The sequence below is a fragment of the Paenibacillus thiaminolyticus genome (assembly GCF_007066085.1).
GTDB classification, from domain to species: domain Bacteria; phylum Bacillota; class Bacilli; order Paenibacillales; family Paenibacillaceae; genus Paenibacillus_B; species Paenibacillus_B thiaminolyticus.
This window is the reverse complement of the sequence record NZ_CP041405.1, coordinates 820,121-838,928: the sequence shown is the minus strand read 5'-3', so window position 1 is coordinate 838,928 and position 18,808 is coordinate 820,121. Positions and strand designations below refer to the sequence as shown.

The following is an 18,808-nucleotide window of genomic DNA, read 5'->3' as shown; positions in this document are numbered from 1 at the left end:
AACATGCTTCTCGTCGGTTGAATGTAATCAAGAATGTAAAGCATGGCGCCCGAAAAGTAACCATCCATTTGGGATGGATTAGGCCAATCCGGTTAGCCGGGTAAAGTGGCTGGTGCAGAAATCGTCAGATTGGATGGTTACGGGTTGCGGCATTTCCGTTATATTCAAGGCGGCATTGATTGTGTTCCCGGAGGTGTTCGTGCCCGGCTATCCGCGGGGGCTGAGCTTCGGCACGCGCGTCGGAAGCCGGAATGCCGACGGAAGAAGAGACTGGGCACGATATTGGGCCAGCGCCATCGATGTCCCGGGAGCGGAGACCGAGTCCTGGGGCGAGCTGGCGAAGGAATTGGGCGTGTATCTGGTCATCGGCGCAGTGGAGCGGGATCGGGAATACAGTACCGGCACGCTGTACAATTCCATCGTATACATCGGTCCAGATGGCCGATTGTCAGGCATTCATCGCAAGCTTGTCCCTACCGGTTCGGAACGACTGTTATGGGGCCAAGGGGACGGCAGTACGCTGACGGTTATCGACACCCCTGCCGCAAGAATCGGCGGGTTGATCTGTTGGGAGAACTACAACGATAAAAAACAAGAAGTCGTACGAACTGCAGGCATGTCATAATGAAAGGGAGGCAGTTCCGCTCAACTGCGGATCCTCGCCTTGGCTGCCCTCGGGCGCCCTGAGCCAGACACGACCTTGGGTCGTGTTTTTTGTAGAAAGAGAAAAGGAGAGAATGCCATGACGCAACGAAATGTTCATCAATTGCGGGAGCAATTGGACGCGATTAACGCTCAGTTGCTGGAGCTGCTGTCGGAACGGGCGCGCGTTACGCAGGAGATCGGAAGTGAAAAAGGGAAGCAGGGCGTTCCCAAATTCGACCCGGTGCGGGAAAAAGCGATGCTTGACAGATTAGTCGCCAGTAATACAGGACCGTTTGACGACAAAACGATTCGCCACCTGTTCAAGCAAATTTTTCAGGCGTCGCTGAACCTTCAACAAGAGGAGCAGAAAAAGCATCTGTTGGTCAGCCGCAAAAATCAACAGGAAGATACTATCGTAACGCTGAATTCGATTGCGGTCGGAGGGGGAAGGCCTGTCATGATCGCCGGCCCTTGCTCGGTCGAGAGCTATGAGCAGGTGCGCCAAGTCGCCGCGGCGCTCAAGGAAGCCGGCATTACGGTCATGCGCGGGGGAGCCTTCAAGCCAAGAACATCCCCTTATGATTTCCAGGGTCTCGGGATAGAGGGCCTGAAGATTTTGAAAGAAGTCGGCACCGAATTCGGATTGAAGACAATAAGCGAAATCGTGGACCCGTCCCACATCGAGATGGCCTGCGAGTATATCGACGTCATCCAGATCGGCGCCAGAAATATGCAGAATTTCGAGCTGCTGAAGGCGGCGGGAGAGGTACGCACGCCGATCCTGTTAAAGCGCGGGCTGGCAGCTACAATCGATGAATTCCTCCACGCGGCGGAATATATCGTATCGCGGGGCAATAGCCAAGTGATGCTGATCGAGCGCGGCATTCGGACGTATGAGAAAGCGACCCGGAACACGCTCGATATTTCTGCCGTGCCGATTCTGAAGCAGGAGAGCCATCTTCCGGTGCTGGTCGATGTCACGCATTCCACCGGCCGGAAGGATATTATGGCTCCTTGCGCCAAGGCGGCGCTGGCCGCGGGGGCAGACGGCGTCATGGTCGAGGTTCATCCGGATCCCGCCACCGCATTGTCCGACGCCGCGCAGCAGATGAATATCGAGGAATTCAAGCGATTCTATACGGAAGTGCAGCAGTCAGGCTTACTGCGGCAGTAGGATAATACAGCACAGAGAAGAGGTCATGTCTTTTGTTATCGCTTCGTTACCGCTTGTTGGCATGGTCTTCCTTCGCCGGTATGTTTCTGGTCTTGCTTGCGGGAGCTCTCGTGACCAAGACCGGTTCCGGGCGCGGCTGCGGAGATGACTGGCCCTTGTGCAACGGGAAGTTCGTTCCGGCCTACACGCTGGAGTCGTTAATCGAGTATTCGCACCGCTTCGTTACCGGAATCGTGGGCATCATCGTGGTGGTGACGTTCTGGTATACATGGCGTCATCTGAGACATCATCGCGAGGCGGCGGCGTATGCCGGCGGAACGCTGTTATTCACGATCGTCCAGGCCTTGATGGGAGCGGCGGCGGTCAAATGGCCGCAGCAGCCGGCCGTGATGGCGCTTCACTTCGGGATATCGCTGCTTGCCGTAGCCAGCAGCATGCTGCTGGTTGCATGGTGTTATCGAGTGGACAAAAAGACCGGGCCGGCTTCCCCCCGTCATCTACCGAAATGGATATATATCGCGGCATGGGGGATCTGGATCTACTGTTATGGCGTCGTGTATTTGGGGGCCTACATCCGTCATACGGGGACCGAAGGGGCCTGCATGGGCTGGCCGCTATGTAATGGGGAGCTTATCCCGTATCTGTACGGGGCGTCGGGAATTGTCTTCGCGCATCGTGCCGCCGCCGCGGTCCTCCTTCTCCTGCTTGCCGGATTACATATCCTTGTTCGCCGCGCCGCCATCAAGAGCCGGCGTTCCGATTGGAGAGCCGGAACCGTGGCGGCCCTCGCGCTCACCATGGCACAGATTGTGAGCGGCGGACTGCTCACCCTAACGATTGCCGACGAGAATGCCTATTTATTGGCCAGCCTTCTCCATAATGTGCTGGCAACGCTGCTGTTCGGCGTGCTGACGGACATCGCCATCCGCTCTTGGAAGCATCGAATGCAATAAGGCAGGGTTGCCATCCGCATCAATTCACGAAGACGCCTTCAACCTCGCTATCATAGCGGGGGTGGAAGCGTCTTTGCCTATTCTGGGGATCTAACTTGCCAGGAGGCTTACACCACAAGGAAAGCCCATGAACCAAGGCGGCCAGGCCTCGATTCATGGGCGTGTGTATGGAGCGAATATCGATACTAGACGATGAAGTGCTTCAGTAAATCAATCAGCGGGGGAATTATGGCGCCTAGGAATCCGAGTATTGCGATGAAAACTGTCATATAAATCCCTCCATCAACTGATTTCCAAGAAACGGTGTTGTTCCCTGTACTATCTATATCGGCATGGCGCCTCTGTTTTTGTAGAGATTGTGAACAAAAATCAAAAAAAGGCGAAGCGAACAGGCAAGCGGGCAGCGCTAAAGGGGAACGTAAATGTTTCATTTTATTGAACATGGTCGGTTTTTTCATTTCGCGAGTGGATGGTGACACCTGTACCGTTCCCTTTTAAAGTAGGGCGTGACATTAATCACACCATTCGATAGGAGATGAAAAAATGAAGAGATCCAACGCCTTCCGCTGGCTGGCGTTCCTATCCATGCTTGCGCCGCTGCTCTTGCTGACGGCCGGATGCACCGAGCATATGATCGTGCTCAATCCGAAAGGGCCGATTGCCGAACAACAGCGGGATCTCATGGTGATCTCCACCGTATTGGCATCCATCGTTATCGTGCCGGTTCTGATCCTTACGGCGATTATTGTGTGGCGCTACCGGGACAAGGAGGGCAGGACAGCGAAGTATGCGCCGGAGTGGGAGCACAACACCAAGCTGGAGGTCATCTGGTGGGGGATTCCGATCGTGGTCATTGCCGTGTTAGGCATTATTACCGTACAGAGCACTTATGCCCTCGAGCCGTCCAAGCCCCTCGCATCGGACCGCAAGGCCTTGACCATCCAGGCGACCTCGCTGGACTGGAAATGGTTGTTCCAATATCCGGAGCAAGGCATCGCCACGGTCAATAGCATCAAGATTCCGGAGGACGTGCCCATCCGATTCGAGATTACGGCCGATGCCCCGATGAATTCCTTCTGGATTCCGCAGCTCGGCGGTCAGATGTACGCGATGTCCGGGATGGCGATGACGCTTTATCTACAGGCGGATGAGCGTGGCCAATATTGGGGCTCCGGCGCCAACTTCACCGGCAAAGATTTTGCGAAGATGCACTTTGACGTGGAGGCCACTTCCCAGGAGGAATTCGATCAATGGGTGAGCGAGGTCAAGGCCGCTTCGCCTGCGCTCACATTGGAAGGCTACAAGCAGTTGGCGGAGCCAGCCGCATCGGATGTGAAGACCTTTTCCTCGTTCCCGGAAGGCCTGTTCTACATGACGGTCACGAAGTATGCTTCCTCGCACAATCATGGCTTGTCCTGGGAGGACATTCAGAACATCAAGCTCCAAGAATAACGGGGTCGAATCGAAAGGGAAGGTGAGAGTGCTCCATGTGGGAGAAAGTAAAAAGCTTTGCATCGGAATTTTTTGTGACGGGCGATCCGTTAATATACGGTGCCGATGTCACCATCGTTCTGACCATTATCGCGATTGTATTTGGGCTGACGTATTTTAAAAAATGGGGCTGGCTGTGGCGCGAATGGCTGACGACAGTCGATCATAAAAAAATCGGCATCATGTACATCCTCTCCGCTTTTCTGATGCTGTTCCGCGGCGGGGTGGACGCACTCCTGATGCGGGCGCAGCTGGCGATGCCGGAGCTGAGCTTTTTGACGCCGGATCATTATAATCAGATCTTTACGACTCATGGCGTCATAATGATTCTATTTATGGCGATGCCGTTCATGTTCGGCCTGTTCAACGTGGTGGTGCCGCTGCAGATTGGCGCGCGCGATGTCGCTTTTCCCTTTTTGAATGCGCTGAGCTTCTGGCTCTTCTTCTGGGGCGCGATGCTGTTTAACCTGTCCTTTGTCATCGGGGGATCGCCTGATGCGGGATGGCTTGCCTATCCGCCTTATTCGGAGCGAATGTTCAATCCGGGCGTTGGTCAGGATTTCTACATATGGGGGATCCAGATCTCGGGGATCGGCAGCCTGATGACCGGCATCAACTTTATCGTGACGATTCTGAAGATGCGCGCTCCCGGCATGAAGCTGATGAAAATGCCGTTATTCCCGTGGTCGGTGTTGTCGAGCTGCATCGCGATCATTTTCTCGTTCCCTATCTTGACGGCGACGTTGGCGCTGCTGTTTTTGGACCGCTATTTGGGGGCGCATTTCTTCACCCTGGACGGCGGCGGCAACCCGATGATGTATATCAATTTGATCTGGATGTGGGGTCACCCTGAGGTGTATATCATCATTCTGCCTGCCTTCGGCATTTTTTCAGAGATTGTATCGACTTTTGCTAAGAAAAAGCTGTTCGGTTATAAATCGATGGTGTATGCCATGATGATCATCAGTATTTTATCATTTCTCGTCTGGGCGCATCATTTCTTTACGATGGGCTCCGGAGCGGATGTCAACGCCTTTTTTGCACTCACGACCATGCTGATCGCGATCCCGACCGGCGTCAAAGTGTTCAATTGGCTGTTCACGATGTTCCGGGGAAAAATCACCTTCGAGACGCCCATGCTGTGGACGATCGGCTTTATCGTCTGCTTCATCATTGGCGGGATGACCGGGGTGCTTCTGTCGGTTGCGCCGGCGGACTTTCAATTCCACAACAGCTACTTCCTGATTGCGCATTTCCATAATACGATCATCGGCGGCGTCGTGTTCGGTTATTTCGCAGGCTTGTATTATTGGTGGCCCAAGCTGTTCGGCTTCACGCTCAACGAGCGGATTGGGAAGTGGGCGTTCTGGTTCTGGAATATCGGATTTTACGTCTGCTTCATGCCGCAATATGTGCTCGGGTTAATGGGGATGACGCGCCGGCTTGTGACGTACGGATGGGACAAAGGATGGTGGGAGATGAATCTCGTATCCACGATCGGAGCCGTGCTGATGGGAATCGCCTTCTTGCTCCAAGTCTGGCAGAGCGTGTACAGCGTGAAGTATGCGCCCACAGATACAACGGGGGATCCATGGAACGGACGCACCTTGGAATGGTCGATTCCTTCTCCGGCGCCGCATTATAATTTCGCCACGCTGCCGCAAGTGTCTTCCCAGGATGAATGGTGGGAGGAGAAGCAGCGGCGGGCGCGCGGGGAACAATCTCCCGTACCGCCGAAGCTGGAACCGATCCATATGCCGCGCAATTCGGGCATTCCTTTTGTGATGTCGATGTTCTGGTTTACGGCCGGATTCGGGTTCGTATTCGATTGGGTCTGGTTGACGGTGGCCGGTCTGGCTGGCGTGGCGGTATGCATGCTGGTTCATTCCTTCAATTACAATACCGACTATTATATCCCGGTAGAGGAGATTACACGCACAGAAGCTGCGCTAAGGGGGTAATACAAGAATGGCTCACATCAACGATTCCGTACATGCCGGCCATCCCGCGCCGCATTCGGATCATCATGCTCATCCGGATATGGAAGAGATGCGCACGTTCGGATTCTGGATCTACCTGATGACTGATGTCATCATCTTTGGCACGTTGTTCGCTGCCTATATTGTGCTGCAGCCGAACCGGAACGGCGGGCCGGGCCCGGAAGATTTGTTCCAGCTCGGCGGCATTATCGCCAGCACGATCATTTTGCTGACGAGCAGCTATACGAGCGGCCTCGCCGTACTGGCCATGCACCGGGGCAAGCTACGCGCCTTGCTCGGGTGGCTTGGGGTCACGGCCTTGCTCGGCACCGCCTTCATTGTGCTGGAGGTCAGTGAATTTATTCATCTCGTCCGCGAGGGAGCCACGATCAGCACGAGCGCGTTCCTCTCGGCTTTCTATACCTTGGTCGGAACGCACGGGCTTCATGTGTCGATCGGATTGGTCTGGATGATTGCGCTGATGATTCAGCTCGCCAAGCATGGCATCACGCCGGTTACCAAGCGCAAAGTAAATGTAATCAGCCTGTTTTGGCATTTCCTTGACGTCGTATGGATTTTTGTCTTTACCATTGTCTATTTGATGGGGGTGAGATAGATGGCGCAGCAGGACACGACAGCTCCGCAGGACACCGGGAGCCACGGATTCTTCCGATCGTACACGCTCGGCTTTCTGTTCTCGATCGTGCTGACGATCATTCCGGTTACGGCCGTCCTGTACGGCTGGGCCGAGGGAATCGCGAACACCGCCATTCTGATGACGGCAGCCGTGCTGCAGTTCATCGTGCAATTGATTTATTTCATGCATTTGCGGGAGGAGCCCAAGCCCCGGTATAACCTGGTGACGCTGATTTTGGGCTTGATCATTTTACTCGTCATCGTGGTCGGCTCCATGTGGATTATGCTCTACAATATGGTGGCGACATGAGGCGGTCATATTCACGGGCTGCATCGTTGGGCGGTGGACTGCTTATCGTCGCAATGGCGCTTGCTCTCGCTGCGTGCAGCGGGGGAACGGACCGTCAAGGGAGTGAAGCGGGAGCAGCCGCTTCGGGAGGGACCGATGCGATGACCCTATATAAGAAGCAATGCTTATCCTGTCATGCTGCCGATCTAAGCGGACGGGTGGGGCCAAGCTTGGAGGAGATTGGCTCGAAAATGTCAGAGCGGCAGCTCATCGATACGATACAGGATGGAGCCAAAGGGATGCCGGCCTTCAAAAAAGTGCTTCGTGCCGATGAAATCGAGACATTGGCGCAATGGCTCTCTACCCACACACAGGCAGAGGAGGATAAGCCATGAACAAAGCGATCTTATCCGTCTTGCTTGGCCTGATGATGGTGTTCGCCTCCGCATGCGGCGGCGGGAAGCCGAATCAGCTTCAGTACGAGGTTGCGCCGTTAGCATTCATGAACCAGGACGGGGATCCGGTGTCCTTGTCCGATTTGAAAGGGAAGGTGTGGATCGCGGACATGGTGTTCACCTATTGTGCCACAGTATGTCCGTCGATGACGGCCAATATGTCTGAATTGCAGCAGCGGCTCCAATCAGCGGGCGTGGATGCGACGCTGATCTCGTTCTCCGTCGATCCGGAGCGGGACGATCCGGAGGCGTTAAAGCAATATTTGACGAAGTTCAACGCCGATTTCTCGAATTGGCATGCGCTGACCGGCTATTCGTTCAGCGAGATCAAAACCTTTTTGCTCGATTCCTTCAAGACAGCCATTGCGAAGGATGAGTCCTCGGATCAAGTCATTCACGGGACTTCGTTTTTCTTGGTTGACCCGTCAGGCACGGTCGTAGCCAAGTACGACGGGATGATGGATACGCCCTACGACAAAATCATTAATGATGTGAAAGCATTGCAGCGTTAACAATATGGCGGCGAGGGGGAAGCAACCTATGCATAACTCGTTGGAAATGAACACCAGCGTTATTTTACGGTTGGAGTATGATCAAGATTCCGCAACGTTCGGAGCGATAGCTTCATCGATAAGCGATGCCGGCGGCGACATCGTCGCGATGGACATCAATCGCGTTGGGCCTGTGCGAACGGTGAGAGACATTACGGTTCATCTGCGTTCCCCGCAAGATATTGGACGCATGGTCTCCGCGGTTGACCAGCTTCCAGGGGTTACGGTAATCAACGTCTCGGATCAGACCTTTCTTATGCATTTGGGCGGCAAAATCGAGATTCATCCCAAGACGCCCATTAAAAATCGGGACGATCTGTCCCGGGCCTATACGCCGGGCGTGGCGCAGATATGCATGGCGATCCATCAAGATCCCGACCGCGCCCATACGCTGACGATCAAACGGAACACGGTAGCCGTTGTCTCTGACGGCTCCGCCGTGCTTGGCCTTGGATCGATCGGGCCGGAAGCCGCGATGCCGGTTATGGAAGGGAAAGCGGTGCTCTTTAAGCAATTGGCAGGCGTCGATGCTTTTCCGATCTGTCTGAGCACGCAGGATACGGAAGAGATGATCCGCATTATTAAAGCGATTGCCCCGGCCTTTGGCGGGATCAACCTGGAGGATATTGCGGCTCCCCGCTGCTTCGAGCTCGAAGAACGTCTCAAGCAGGAGCTGAATATCCCGGTCTTTCATGACGATCAGCATGGAACCGCCGTCGTCATCCTGGCTGCGCTGTACAATGCCGTGAAAGTCGTCGGGAAAAAACTGGAGCAGTGCAGAGTGGTTGTATGCGGTCTGGGGGCGGCGGGGATGGCCTGTGCCAAAATATTGCTGGCCTCCGGAGTGTCCGACCTGATCGGCGTGGACCGTCAAGGAGCCCTCGTGAGCGGACGCGCTTATTCGGATCCGCTCTGGAACTGGTTCGCCAGCCAGACGAACCCGCGGAAGGTGGAAGGCAGCCTCTCTGCAGCCCTTGAGGGAGCTGACGTATTTATCGGTCTATCCGGTCCGAAGGTGTTGAAGACGGAGGAGGTGAAGCGGATGGCGGCAGACCCGATCGTATTTGCGATGACCAATCCCACCCCTGAAATTATGCCGGAGGAAGCGGAGCCGTATGCGCGCGTCATTGCGACAGGACGATCGGATTACCCGAATCAGATCAATAACGTCTTGTGCTTCCCCGGTATGTTCCGCGGCGTACTGGATTGCCGAGCTTCCCGCATTACAGAATCGATGAAGCTTGCCGCCGCCCAAGCGATCGCCTCGGTCATTGCCGACGAGGAACGGAATGAGCAGTATATTATTCCGAGTGTCTTCCATCCTCAGGTGGCGGACAAAGTGAGCCAAGCAGTCATCGCGGCAGCCTATGAAGCCGGGGTGGCGAGGCGCAGCCGGGAGCCTCGCGATAGATAAGCAATGAAAAAAGGTGAATGAACTGACGTGTATAGGATAACTATACAGCGCGTTCATCCACCTTTTTTACTTACACTAACCAAGAACCGCCCGAAGAGAGGCGGCGAATGCGGCAATGCCCGGAGCGATCTCTTCCGCCTTCGGCCTGGCATAGGTGAATCGCACATAGCCGGAATCGGAGCCGTATACGCTGCCTGGCGCGAAGATGACTCCATTGCGGATCGCTTCCTCCAGCAGCTTGCCGTCATTGACCTCGGGCAAGATTTTACACCACAGGTGCAAGCCTCCTTGCGGCACCGGGAAGCTGACCAGGCCTGGAAGCTCGCGCTGCAGCGCCTCGATCGCCACATCCCGCTTGTAGAGCAGATTCATGCGCAAGCGATCCAAATGCGGCCGGGTGTAGGCGGATTTCAGGAACTGGGCCGCCACCTTTTGCGGTACGACGCTAAGCCCGAAGTCCATCTGCTGTCTGGCATCGGCCAGCCGATCGACCACGGAATGCGGCGCGACCATCCATCCGACACGCAGCCCGGAGGCGGCGATTTTGGAGAATGAGCCAATATAGAGGACCGAACCGAGCGAGTCCATGGACTTGAGCGGCCGCGGCGGGTTGCCGTCATAGACCGTCAGGCTGAACGGATCATCCTCGACAATCGGCAGCCCCAGCTCGCTCGTCACATGCAGCAGTTCCGCCCGTCGTTCGGCATCGAGCACGGCGCCTGTCGGATTCTGATAATTCGGATTGAGGAAGACCATCTTGATTCGATGTTTTTTGTAGAGCGCGCGCACATCCTCAGGCCGGATTCCATGCTGATCGACGGGAAGCCGGAACAAGCGCAGACCGGCCGATTGGAACATGGGCAGCGAGTAGCAATATGAAGGATCTTCGATCGCAACCGCATCCCCGGGGGCCAGCAGACACTGGGTGATCAAATATAACGATTGCTGGGATCCGGATGTGATGAGGATGGACGATTCTGTCGTCTGAATGCCCCGATATTGGCTCAAAAAGGAGACGAGCGCTTCCCGAAGCGGTAAAAACCCTTGCGGATTGTCATACCCGAGATACCCGGTATAGTGATTTTCATCGATGAGCGCATTGATTTCTTCCACAGGAGAGAGGTCCGCACCCAATTCGCCGCTGGCAAAATCGATTAATGTGCTGTCCTGCTGCAGCGCTTCCCGGATACGGCGCAAAAAAGCGACGTTCGGCAGGAAGCTTCCGCCCTCGACATACCGGTGCCAGTTCGGGGTATGCTTCGGCGTCGCTCCCCATTTATATTTGCTTACCCGGGTTCCGCTTCCCGACCGGCTCTCGATGATTCCCAGGGCACGAAGCTCCGCGTAAGCCAGAATCACGGTGCTGCGATTCACTCCCAATTGCGCGGCTAATTTGCGTTCGGAAGGCAGCAGACTGCCTGGCGGGAACTCGCCGTACGCGATTCTTCGTTCGATGTCATCCGCTATCTGTTGATAGAGAGGCTGGCTGCTGCGGCGATCAGGCATCCACATCAATATCACCTCCTGCCTGCTGTAGTAAGGTCCCGCAGAATTCTTTAATCATACCATTTGGCTTGGGTAAAAGCGCCGCCCATCTTTGGCGAAAAAATATCAAATTTTTGAACATGGATGGGGAATCCGGGGGAGGATTGGATGGGCTGTAAGTATGATCGCAGAGCATGAAGAGCATGAATTTTTGAATTACGAAAACACCCAGGATGTGGTATAGTAGCGACGTGAACAGGAGAGTTACAAGAAAGCGCGAGATGGCAAGAAATACGAGAAATGGAACATGTTCTATTTCATATAAAGGCATTACAGGAGGAGAAATATGACAAACAAACCTAAGCTTTTTCACAGCACACCCGAAGAATCCAAGCATGTCCTGCACAAATTGATTGAGTTCAATGCCAAATGCGTGCCCAACGCCCACCTCGAAGACGTTAATTTATGCTTGAAGGATGATAACGGAGAGATTGTTGCCGGTCTGAACAGCACCGTGCTATGGAATTGGATGGAAGTTGATATTTTATGGGTGGATGACAATCACCGCGGACAAGGGTTGGGGCAACGATTATTGGAAGAAGCGGAGCAAATCGCGCGAGCAAAAAACTGCACGTTCATTAAACTGAATACATTCAGTTTTCAAGCTCCCGAATTCTACAAAAAATATGGCTACGAGGTCGTCGCCATTTTCGAGAATGCGCCAATTGGATACAAGCATTATTACTATAAGAAGGACCTTACATAGCGGTCCGTATGTCTGGGGGCCATCGCGGTACAGAAGCATTGCTGGCACTGATGAAGGAGAGTGGGATCTAGGGTGGCAGACAACATCACATTACGACAATTGTCAACGGTTGATGAAGCCGCATTGCTCGACCATGAATGCGATTTGTCTTTTCCTTGGTATACGAAATCAATGATTTGAATGTATTCCCCCGGTTCAGAAGAAGGAAGGTTGCCAGTGCGTTATTTGATGAGTTGGAGGACGTAGCGGCTAAGACATATAGATATATCGGGCTTGGAGTCGGACTTTATCGAGACTATGGCCCTGCCCAGATCATGTATGCGACACGCGGTTACGTCATGGACGGGAATGGAATCATGTACAAGAACGTTCCGGTCGTTCCCGGCCAAGCGGCCGTCGTCGATGATGAGCTGCTTCTATATCTGATCAAAGATCTGGCCGTTAAGGAGGAAGCATGAGATTGAGAGAGCTGCTGAACGAAATCACGGAACGGCTTCGGGGAGATCTGCCGGAATTGGCCGCATCTCTCAACCCGCCCGCCACGGAGATAGAGCTGCGCCAGGCGGAGGAGGAACTGGGATTTTCCTTGCCGGCCGAGCTGCGGGAGCTTTACCTGATCCATAATGGAGAAAGCGAAGATGGTCCCGGGCTGTTTTTCGGCCTTCCGTTCCTGTCCTTGGACTGCATGTTGACGGAATGGCGAATATGGGCGGAGCTGGAGGAGGAATATGCATGGGAAGGGGAGCATTACTCCGTGCCTGCCGCCTGGATTAAGGAACGGTATATTCACCGCTGCTGGCTGCCGATTAGCAAGGATTGGGGCGGCAACCACCTTGGTATCGACCTCGATCCCGATGAGCAGGGAAGGAAGGGGCAGGTGATCAACTTCGGCCGCGATGAAGAAGTCAAATATGTCATTGCCCATCGTCTGACTCATCTCCTGCAATTTATCCGCGATACGGCCAAGGAGAGGAATTATACCGTCCATGAAGAAGAAGACTATCGCTTCTGGAGCTATGGCCGGGACAGCCAAGTCCATTTTCTCGATGCGATCCGGTCGCTGGATCTGCCTGTGCTCGAGCCGCTTCGGCTCGATTCGAATGCCCCGGATCCGCTGGCATGGTTCGGCGGGCTGGATGACAAGTGGAAGGCGAGGGTGGTGGCGGCGTGCGGATCTCCGGAAGCTTTTGTGCGCGCGAAGCAGCTTCGCTTCATACAGGAGGGGCTCACGGATATTGCCCCCTTGGCACGCTGTACCGATGTGCGGGAATTGGTGCTGAGCATGAACAAGATCGGCTCGATTGAAGCGGTCAGTCATTGTACGCAGCTGAAGAGGCTGTATCTGGGGAAAAATCCGGTAGCGGATCTTCGCCCGCTGCAGGGATTGATGCATTTGCAGGAACTGTTCCTCGCGGGCACGGAAGTTACGGATCTATCTCCTCTTCGTGTGCTGCCCAAATTAAGAGCGCTGGATGTGCAGCAGACGGCAATTCGTGATTGGTCGCCGCTCAAGGCGGTTCATAGTCTGCGCGCCTTGGAGGTCAGCCGTCCGGATGGCGAGCAGCTTCGCGGTCTGGCGGAGCTGGAGCAGCTTGCGGAGTTGACGCTGTCCGGGCTTGGTTCCGTTGCCGAGGACGATCTGGCTGTCCTGGGACAGCTCGTGAATTTGCGGGTGATTCAACTGGAAGAGGTCTCTTTGCCGAATCTGGAGTTTTTACGAAATTGCCGCAAGCTTCGGACCGTGAAGATGACCAATGCGGCTGTGAATGATATTTCGATCTTGGCCGATCTGGAGCATCTGCAGTCCCTGGAGCTAAGCGGCTGCCCGGATATAGGCAAGCTGGAGGAGATCGCCCGGTCGGCCTCGCTGAAGAAAATCACGGCCTCTTTTCCGCAGTTTGCGCTGTTGAAGGATCGTTTTGACCGGAAAATCGACTTTTCGGCGATGACCGGTTCCATGACCGATGAAGAAGAAGAAATCTGGTACGAATATGTAAGAGCCTAGAATGGAGGAAGCCCCCGATGAAGCGAATGCTGGCGGATCGCAGCAGCGGCAAAACATGGAGCATCCAATGCAGCGGGAATCGAGTCACCACGTCCGCCAATGGCGGCAAAGAGCGGGAAAAAATGTTCGAAACCCCGGAACAAGCGGCCAAACATGCGGAAAAGGAAGTATGGAGCAGACTGAAAAAAGGCTTCGTTCTGAGCAACCTGGAAGCGGGGGCGGGGGAACCCGTCCTTCATCGGTATATCGGCAGCGGGTATACCGGATCTATGCCGCTTGCGACCGTGCCCGGCACCAATATGTTTTATGCCGGTTATGTGGTCGGACAATTCGAGCAAGAACAGATTTATCTGCTGGACGAGCACGGCGTCATACGGCATACCTATGAGCTGGCGGGACATCATTTGATTTACGAGATGCGGTATTGCCCGGAGGCCGGAGAGCTGCTTATCAATGACAGCCATCATATTCGGGGCTTGTCGCTCGACAGCGGAGCACTGCGGGATTACGCTTCCGCAGCGATACATCCCGTCAGCACATTGGCTGTATCCGGCAGCACGGCTGTATGGTACGACGAGCCGCGGATCGTCGTGTATGATTTGCTGAATCAATGTGAGATCGACAGTAAAAAAGTGGAGTGCGAGCTGTATGGCGGCCACAGCCCGCAGCTGTGCGCCGCCCTCTCGTACAGCGGGCAACTGCTTGCTGCTTGCGCCAATAGCGGCGAGATCTCCATCTGGGACATGTCAGCCAAGCGGGAGACGGTGATTGCTAAGCCTGCAAGCGCCATGACGGCGGCAATGTTTTTCTCGCCTGACGATCGGTATCTATTCACGCAGGAGCAGTACGGGAGCTGGGGGATAGTGTGCTGCGATCTAAGCACCATGGCGCCATGCGGCGACTGGGACACGGGCGGCATCATCCGCAGCTGTGCCGTCGATGCCGCCAAAGAGCTTGTGGCCGTGTATCAGTATGGCAAGATCATCCTGTATCATATGCGCACGAAGCAATGCGTCCTTGAATTCCAACTCGAGCATGTGGTGAAGAACTGCTCACTGGCGTTCACGACCGATTATTTAGCAGTTTATACCGATTACGGCTGCGTAAGCTTATATAAAATATAAATACCAAAAGGCTCCGTCCCGCTATCGGCAGCGAACGGAGCCTTTTGCGTTATCTATGTCCCTCCACGTATCCGTGCAAGGGAGGAACAGCTGCCGGCAGCGTAACGATAAACGAGGTGCCCTGACCTTCCGCGCTGCTGACGCGGATCGATCCTCCGTGCGCCTCCACAATCGATTTCGTAATCGATAAGCCAAGCCCGGCGCCGCCGTATTTGCGGGTGCGGGAAGATTCGCTGCGGTAGAAACGGTCGAACAAATGGGGAAGATGCCTCTTCCCGATCCCCGTCCCATTATCCCGCACAGTCAGTTCCACGCCGCCGGGCACGGTTTCGGTCACAATCCGAATATCTCCTTTTTCCGGATCCGTATGCTGAACGGCGTTATGGAATAAATTCAGGACAACCTGCTTCATTTTGTCCGGATCATACTTGCAATTCGCTTCTTCCGCCAGAGCGAGCGTCACATGCCGCTGACCGCCAAGCAGACAGAGCTGCGGCCCCAGCTCCCGAAGCACGCGATTCAAGTCGCCGTCTGCGAGCTCCATGACCGGAGCCCGGTCCAGCTTCGCGAGCAGAAGAAGATCCTGCACCAGCTTATTGATCCGCTCGGATTCCCCGTGCATTGAGATGAGCGCTTTGCGCAGCTGCTCCGGCTGGTTCATGGCGCCGCGGAGCAGAACCTCTAGGAATCCGTGAATCGATGTCAGCGGCGTCCGGAGCTCATGGGAGGCGTCTGCGATAAAGCGGCGCATCTGCTCTTTGGCTTCCTTTTCCGCTTCGAACGAGGATTCCAGTCTTTCCAGCATACCGTTGAACGATAACGCGAGCCGATCGATTTCGAGCTGGCCCTGACGGGACGGAACGCGTTCCGCCAAATTTCCCGCATCGATTCTTCCGACGGTATGCACCATATTGGACAGCGGGATAAGCGTTCTTCTCAATACGGGAAGGAAAGCGATCATGCCGCCGATCAGCGCCAGGACAGACAGCGATAGGAAGGTCAGAAGCTGACTGGCCAGCATCTCCTTCAACGGCTTGGTGCTTGTATTGACCTGAATGAGTCCGATCATCCGCCCCTTCCATTCTAATGGCTGCAGCACGAGCAGCTGCTCCTCTCCCTCGCTGTCGTTCATGACCCGATAATTGACTTCCTTCCTGCTCTTGTTCATGGCCGCTTGATATTCTTCCGGGGACAGTTCGGGCGGATCGGCCATCTTATCCCCCATGGATACGGCCTGTATAGCACCGTTCGCATCGATAATGGCGAGCGACGCATCGGCAGGCAAAAACAGCATCGGCCGCCGCCCCGACACGCCGTCATCCCGGTCCGTCAGCAGCTGCCAGGCCTCGCGCGGAAAGGATGAAATTTGGCTTTTCAAGCTTTCCGCCTTATTTTCATAGACGAATTGCTGCATTACTAAATATTGGAATACGCCGATGAGCATAAGCAGTGCGGCGAGAATAAGGAGGGAACGGGATAATAGCTGAAACCGCAACGAGCCAGGGTGGATGAAGCGCCTGAGCCGTTCCGCCGCTTTCATGGCAGATCGACCCGGTATCCGGCCCCGCGCAGCGTCCGAATAAGCCGGTGCTCGCGGTCATTCAGCTTCTCCCGCAATGACCGGATATACACCTCGACGATATTTTCCTCACCGCCGAAATCATAGCCCCATACTCGATCCAATATCATTGCTTTACTGAGCACAAGGCCTTGGTTGAGGACCAAAAACTTCAGCAGCTCGTATTCGGTCGGGGACAGCTCCAGCACCCGGGTGTCGAAGATGATCTCCTTGCGCCGGTCATCGATCCGGAACGGTCCGGCTATGACCTCGCCGAACAAATGAGGGAACTGATTGCGGATTCGCGCGTGAATGCGCGCAAGGAGCTCCTCGAAGCTGAACGGCTTCATCATATAATCGTCCGCGCCGAGCGTCAGCCCTTTCACCCGATCGTCCACTTCATCTTTGGCGGTCAGCATGATGACGGCTGCGTTCTCCGATTTCTTGATCATCCGGCATACCTCGAAGCCGTCCATCCCCGGCATCATGACGTCGAGAATAACGACATGCGGCTGGAATTCGTTCGCCATCGCCACGGCTGCTATGCCGTCCGTCGCGGTCTGTATCTCGAAGCCTTCATTGGTCAGGCCAAGTTCGAGAAACTGCAGAATGTTCGGTTCGTCGTCGACGAGCAGTATTTTGATGCCTTTCAATTGTCCCATATGGTTCCTCCTGCCTGTAAGCGGCTTGCACACGCGGATATTGCTGCAACCAGTATAGAGGACGAAGCTGAAGCGGCTCTTAAAAAAATCTGAAAACAAGCTGAGAAAGAGGAAGGTTAGCCGATCCAAATAAAGGTTTCAGCGGATGCTCAGCGGACGGACAAGCTTCCTTCACCCATGGCCGGCATAATAAACCCATGCTTCAGATAGAAAGGCGGTATATAAGATGAAGGAAGAATGTAAAGAAACGCGCAAGGTCAACGTTCCGTTGGAGATGGTTCCTGCGGGCCGGCGAGATACCGCGCGGAGCACAAGCTCATGGCGGCCGATCTTTGCGGCATTTATGGCTGGATCGTTGGCCATCGGGGGGCTCCTGTTCGCAGCCGGCCGGATGGATGTATTCGGCGGCGATGAGCCGCTTGCCTACAACGTGTCGGCCCAGGCACCCGCCGATAGCGGGATTCAGACCGCTTCGTTCAATGGAGCGGGGTCCGGCACTCTCTCCAGCATCGTCAGCCAAGCCAGCCCAGCAGTCGTCAAAATCGAAACGAAAACGAAAGCAAGCCCGAACCGGAGCAATCCGTTGTCCGGCAGTCCGTTCTCCCGGCAGCGGCTTGACAATGGCAGCAGCGACGCTTCCGGACAGCAGTACGACAGTGGCGCTTTGCAGCCTAGCGGCACAGGCTCCGGTTTTCTGTTTGAATCGGAAGGGTATATCTTGACGAATGAGCATGTTATCGATGGAGCGGATGAGATCGATGTGTATGTTCAGGGCTATAATGAGCCGTTCAAGGCGAAGCTGCTGGGCAGCAGCTATGATCTGGATTTGGCCGTGATCAAGATAGAGGGGGATAAGCCATTTCCTGCTCTGGCTCTCGGGAATTCGGATGCAAGCAATGTAGGCGATACTGTCGTGGCAATCGGCAATCCATACGAATTCGATTCCACGGTGACTGCTGGCGTGCTCAGCGCCAAGGAGCGGCCTATCCAGATCGATGACGAGCAGGGGACAAGATATTATAAGCATTTGCTGCAAACCGATACGGCGATTAACCCGGGCAACTCCGGCGGACCTTTGCTGAACGTGAACGGCGAAGTCATCGGCATCAATACGGCCGTCAATGCGGATGCGCAGGGAATCGGCTTCGCCATTCCATCAAGCACGGTATCCTCCGTATTGGATCGCTTGAAGCATAACGAATCGATTCCGAAGGAGCCTTTGCCGTACATCGGCATCAGCGCGCTCAATATTACCGACGATATGCTCGCAGACTTGAAGCTGAGCAGCGCCAACGGAGTGCTCGTGGCAGACGTGCAGCAGCAATCGCCCGCCTCTGCGGCCGGCATCCGCCCTTACGATGTCATCACGGCCGTCGACGGGGCGGACATCTCCAGTGTGCAGGAGCTAACCGACAAAATCGAAGCTTCCCCAGCCGGGGGAGAGATGACGCTTACGATGTCGCGCAATGGACAACAACAGGAGGTGCGCGTGAAGATAGGCGATAAGAACGACTTGGCCACGACGCAGAAATGATAAGAGTCTTTATATTTTCAGGCAGTTTAAAGTCGGCATTCAGGGTGAGTTCAGGTGAACGATATAAACTCATTCTTGTAGGACAAA

At 54.8% G+C, this 18,808-nt stretch carries 16 protein-coding genes and 1 pseudogene; 14 read left to right on the top strand and 3 right to left on the bottom strand.

The annotated features are described in order from the left end of the window. Positions 1–169 precede the first annotated feature (169 nt). The 10 genes and pseudogenes from FLT43_RS03740 to FLT43_RS03695 form a co-directional block, all read left to right on the top strand. Positions 170–580: pseudogene (locus tag FLT43_RS03740) on the top strand (nitrilase-related carbon-nitrogen hydrolase); the annotation flags it as partial. A gap of 162 nt (positions 581–742) precedes the next feature. Beyond that, positions 743–1,819 (top strand): bifunctional 3-deoxy-7-phosphoheptulonate synthase/chorismate mutase, encoded by a 1,077-nt coding sequence (locus FLT43_RS03735; protein WP_087440989.1) that lies wholly within the window; start codon positions 743–745, stop codon positions 1,817–1,819. Positions 1,820–1,851: 32 nt separating this feature from the next. Beyond that, the gene (locus FLT43_RS03730) at positions 1,852–2,772 is read left to right on the top strand and encodes a COX15/CtaA family protein (RefSeq protein ID WP_087440988.1); all 921 of its coding nucleotides are present in this window, start codon (positions 1,852–1,854) and stop codon (positions 2,770–2,772) included. A gap of 543 nt (positions 2,773–3,315) precedes the next feature. Then, positions 3,316–4,224, top strand: a complete 909-nt coding sequence (gene cyoA, locus FLT43_RS03725; protein ID WP_087440987.1) for a ubiquinol oxidase subunit II — start codon at positions 3,316–3,318, stop codon at positions 4,222–4,224. Between the two features lie 35 nt (positions 4,225–4,259). Continuing rightward, positions 4,260–6,224: a cbb3-type cytochrome c oxidase subunit I gene (locus FLT43_RS03720; RefSeq protein WP_087440986.1), complete on the top strand. Its 1,965-nt coding sequence runs from the start codon at positions 4,260–4,262 to the stop codon at positions 6,222–6,224. A gap of 7 nt (positions 6,225–6,231) precedes the next feature. Next, positions 6,232–6,858 (top strand): cytochrome o ubiquinol oxidase subunit III, encoded by a 627-nt coding sequence (gene cyoC, locus FLT43_RS03715; protein ID WP_087440985.1) that lies wholly within the window; start codon positions 6,232–6,234, stop codon positions 6,856–6,858. Then, positions 6,859–7,188, top strand: a complete 330-nt coding sequence (locus FLT43_RS03710) for a cytochrome o ubiquinol oxidase subunit IV (protein WP_087440984.1) — start codon at positions 6,859–6,861, stop codon at positions 7,186–7,188. Between the two features lie 26 nt (positions 7,189–7,214). Beyond that, on the top strand, positions 7,215–7,562 hold the full coding sequence (locus FLT43_RS03705) for a c-type cytochrome (protein WP_087441033.1): 348 nt from the start codon (positions 7,215–7,217) through the stop codon (positions 7,560–7,562). Then, positions 7,559–8,134 carry an SCO family protein gene (locus FLT43_RS03700; protein ID WP_087440983.1) on the top strand — a complete coding sequence of 192 codons (576 nt, stop codon included), beginning with the start codon at positions 7,559–7,561 and terminating at the stop codon, positions 8,132–8,134. Before FLT43_RS03705 ends, FLT43_RS03700 begins: the two co-directional genes overlap by 4 nt. A 28-nt stretch (positions 8,135–8,162) precedes the next feature. After that, a complete protein-coding gene (locus tag FLT43_RS03695; RefSeq protein WP_087440982.1) occupies positions 8,163–9,587 on the top strand; it encodes an NAD-dependent malic enzyme in 1,425 nt (474 codons plus the stop codon). A 75-nt stretch (positions 9,588–9,662) separates the two neighbouring features. Here FLT43_RS03695 and pdxR read toward each other — a convergent pair whose 3' ends face one another. Next, positions 9,663–11,099 (bottom strand): MocR-like pyridoxine biosynthesis transcription factor PdxR, encoded by a 1,437-nt coding sequence (gene pdxR / locus FLT43_RS03690; RefSeq protein ID WP_087440981.1) that lies wholly within the window; start codon positions 11,097–11,099, stop codon positions 9,663–9,665. A gap of 319 nt (positions 11,100–11,418) precedes the next feature. Here pdxR and FLT43_RS03685 point away from each other — a divergent pair, with 319 nt between their 5' ends. The 3 genes from FLT43_RS03685 (at position 11,419) to FLT43_RS03670 (ending at position 14,967) form a co-directional block, all read left to right on the top strand. After that, positions 11,419–11,838, top strand: a complete 420-nt coding sequence (locus tag FLT43_RS03685; RefSeq protein ID WP_087440980.1) for a GNAT family N-acetyltransferase — start codon at positions 11,419–11,421, stop codon at positions 11,836–11,838. A gap of 454 nt (positions 11,839–12,292) precedes the next feature. Further along, positions 12,293–13,843 (top strand): SMI1/KNR4 family protein, encoded by a 1,551-nt coding sequence (locus FLT43_RS03675; RefSeq protein WP_244194065.1) that lies wholly within the window; start codon positions 12,293–12,295, stop codon positions 13,841–13,843. A gap of 17 nt (positions 13,844–13,860) precedes the next feature. Beyond that, positions 13,861–14,967, top strand: a complete 1,107-nt coding sequence (locus FLT43_RS03670; protein ID WP_087440979.1) for a hypothetical protein — start codon at positions 13,861–13,863, stop codon at positions 14,965–14,967. A 49-nt stretch (positions 14,968–15,016) separates the two neighbouring features. Here FLT43_RS03670 and FLT43_RS03665 read toward each other — a convergent pair whose 3' ends face one another. Next, complete coding sequence (locus FLT43_RS03665) at positions 15,017–16,507, bottom strand: sensor histidine kinase (protein WP_087440978.1); 1,491 nt, start codon at positions 16,505–16,507, stop codon at positions 15,017–15,019. After that, positions 16,504–17,187: a response regulator transcription factor gene (locus FLT43_RS03660; protein ID WP_087440977.1), complete on the bottom strand. Its 684-nt coding sequence runs from the start codon at positions 17,185–17,187 to the stop codon at positions 16,504–16,506. The genes FLT43_RS03665 and FLT43_RS03660 overlap by 4 nt, the downstream gene beginning before the upstream one ends. Before the next feature lie 226 nt (positions 17,188–17,413). Between FLT43_RS03660 and FLT43_RS03655 the strand changes: the two genes are divergently transcribed. Further along, complete coding sequence (locus tag FLT43_RS03655; RefSeq protein ID WP_087440976.1) at positions 17,414–18,721, top strand: S1C family serine protease; 1,308 nt, start codon at positions 17,414–17,416, stop codon at positions 18,719–18,721. Positions 18,722–18,808 lie beyond the last annotated feature (87 nt).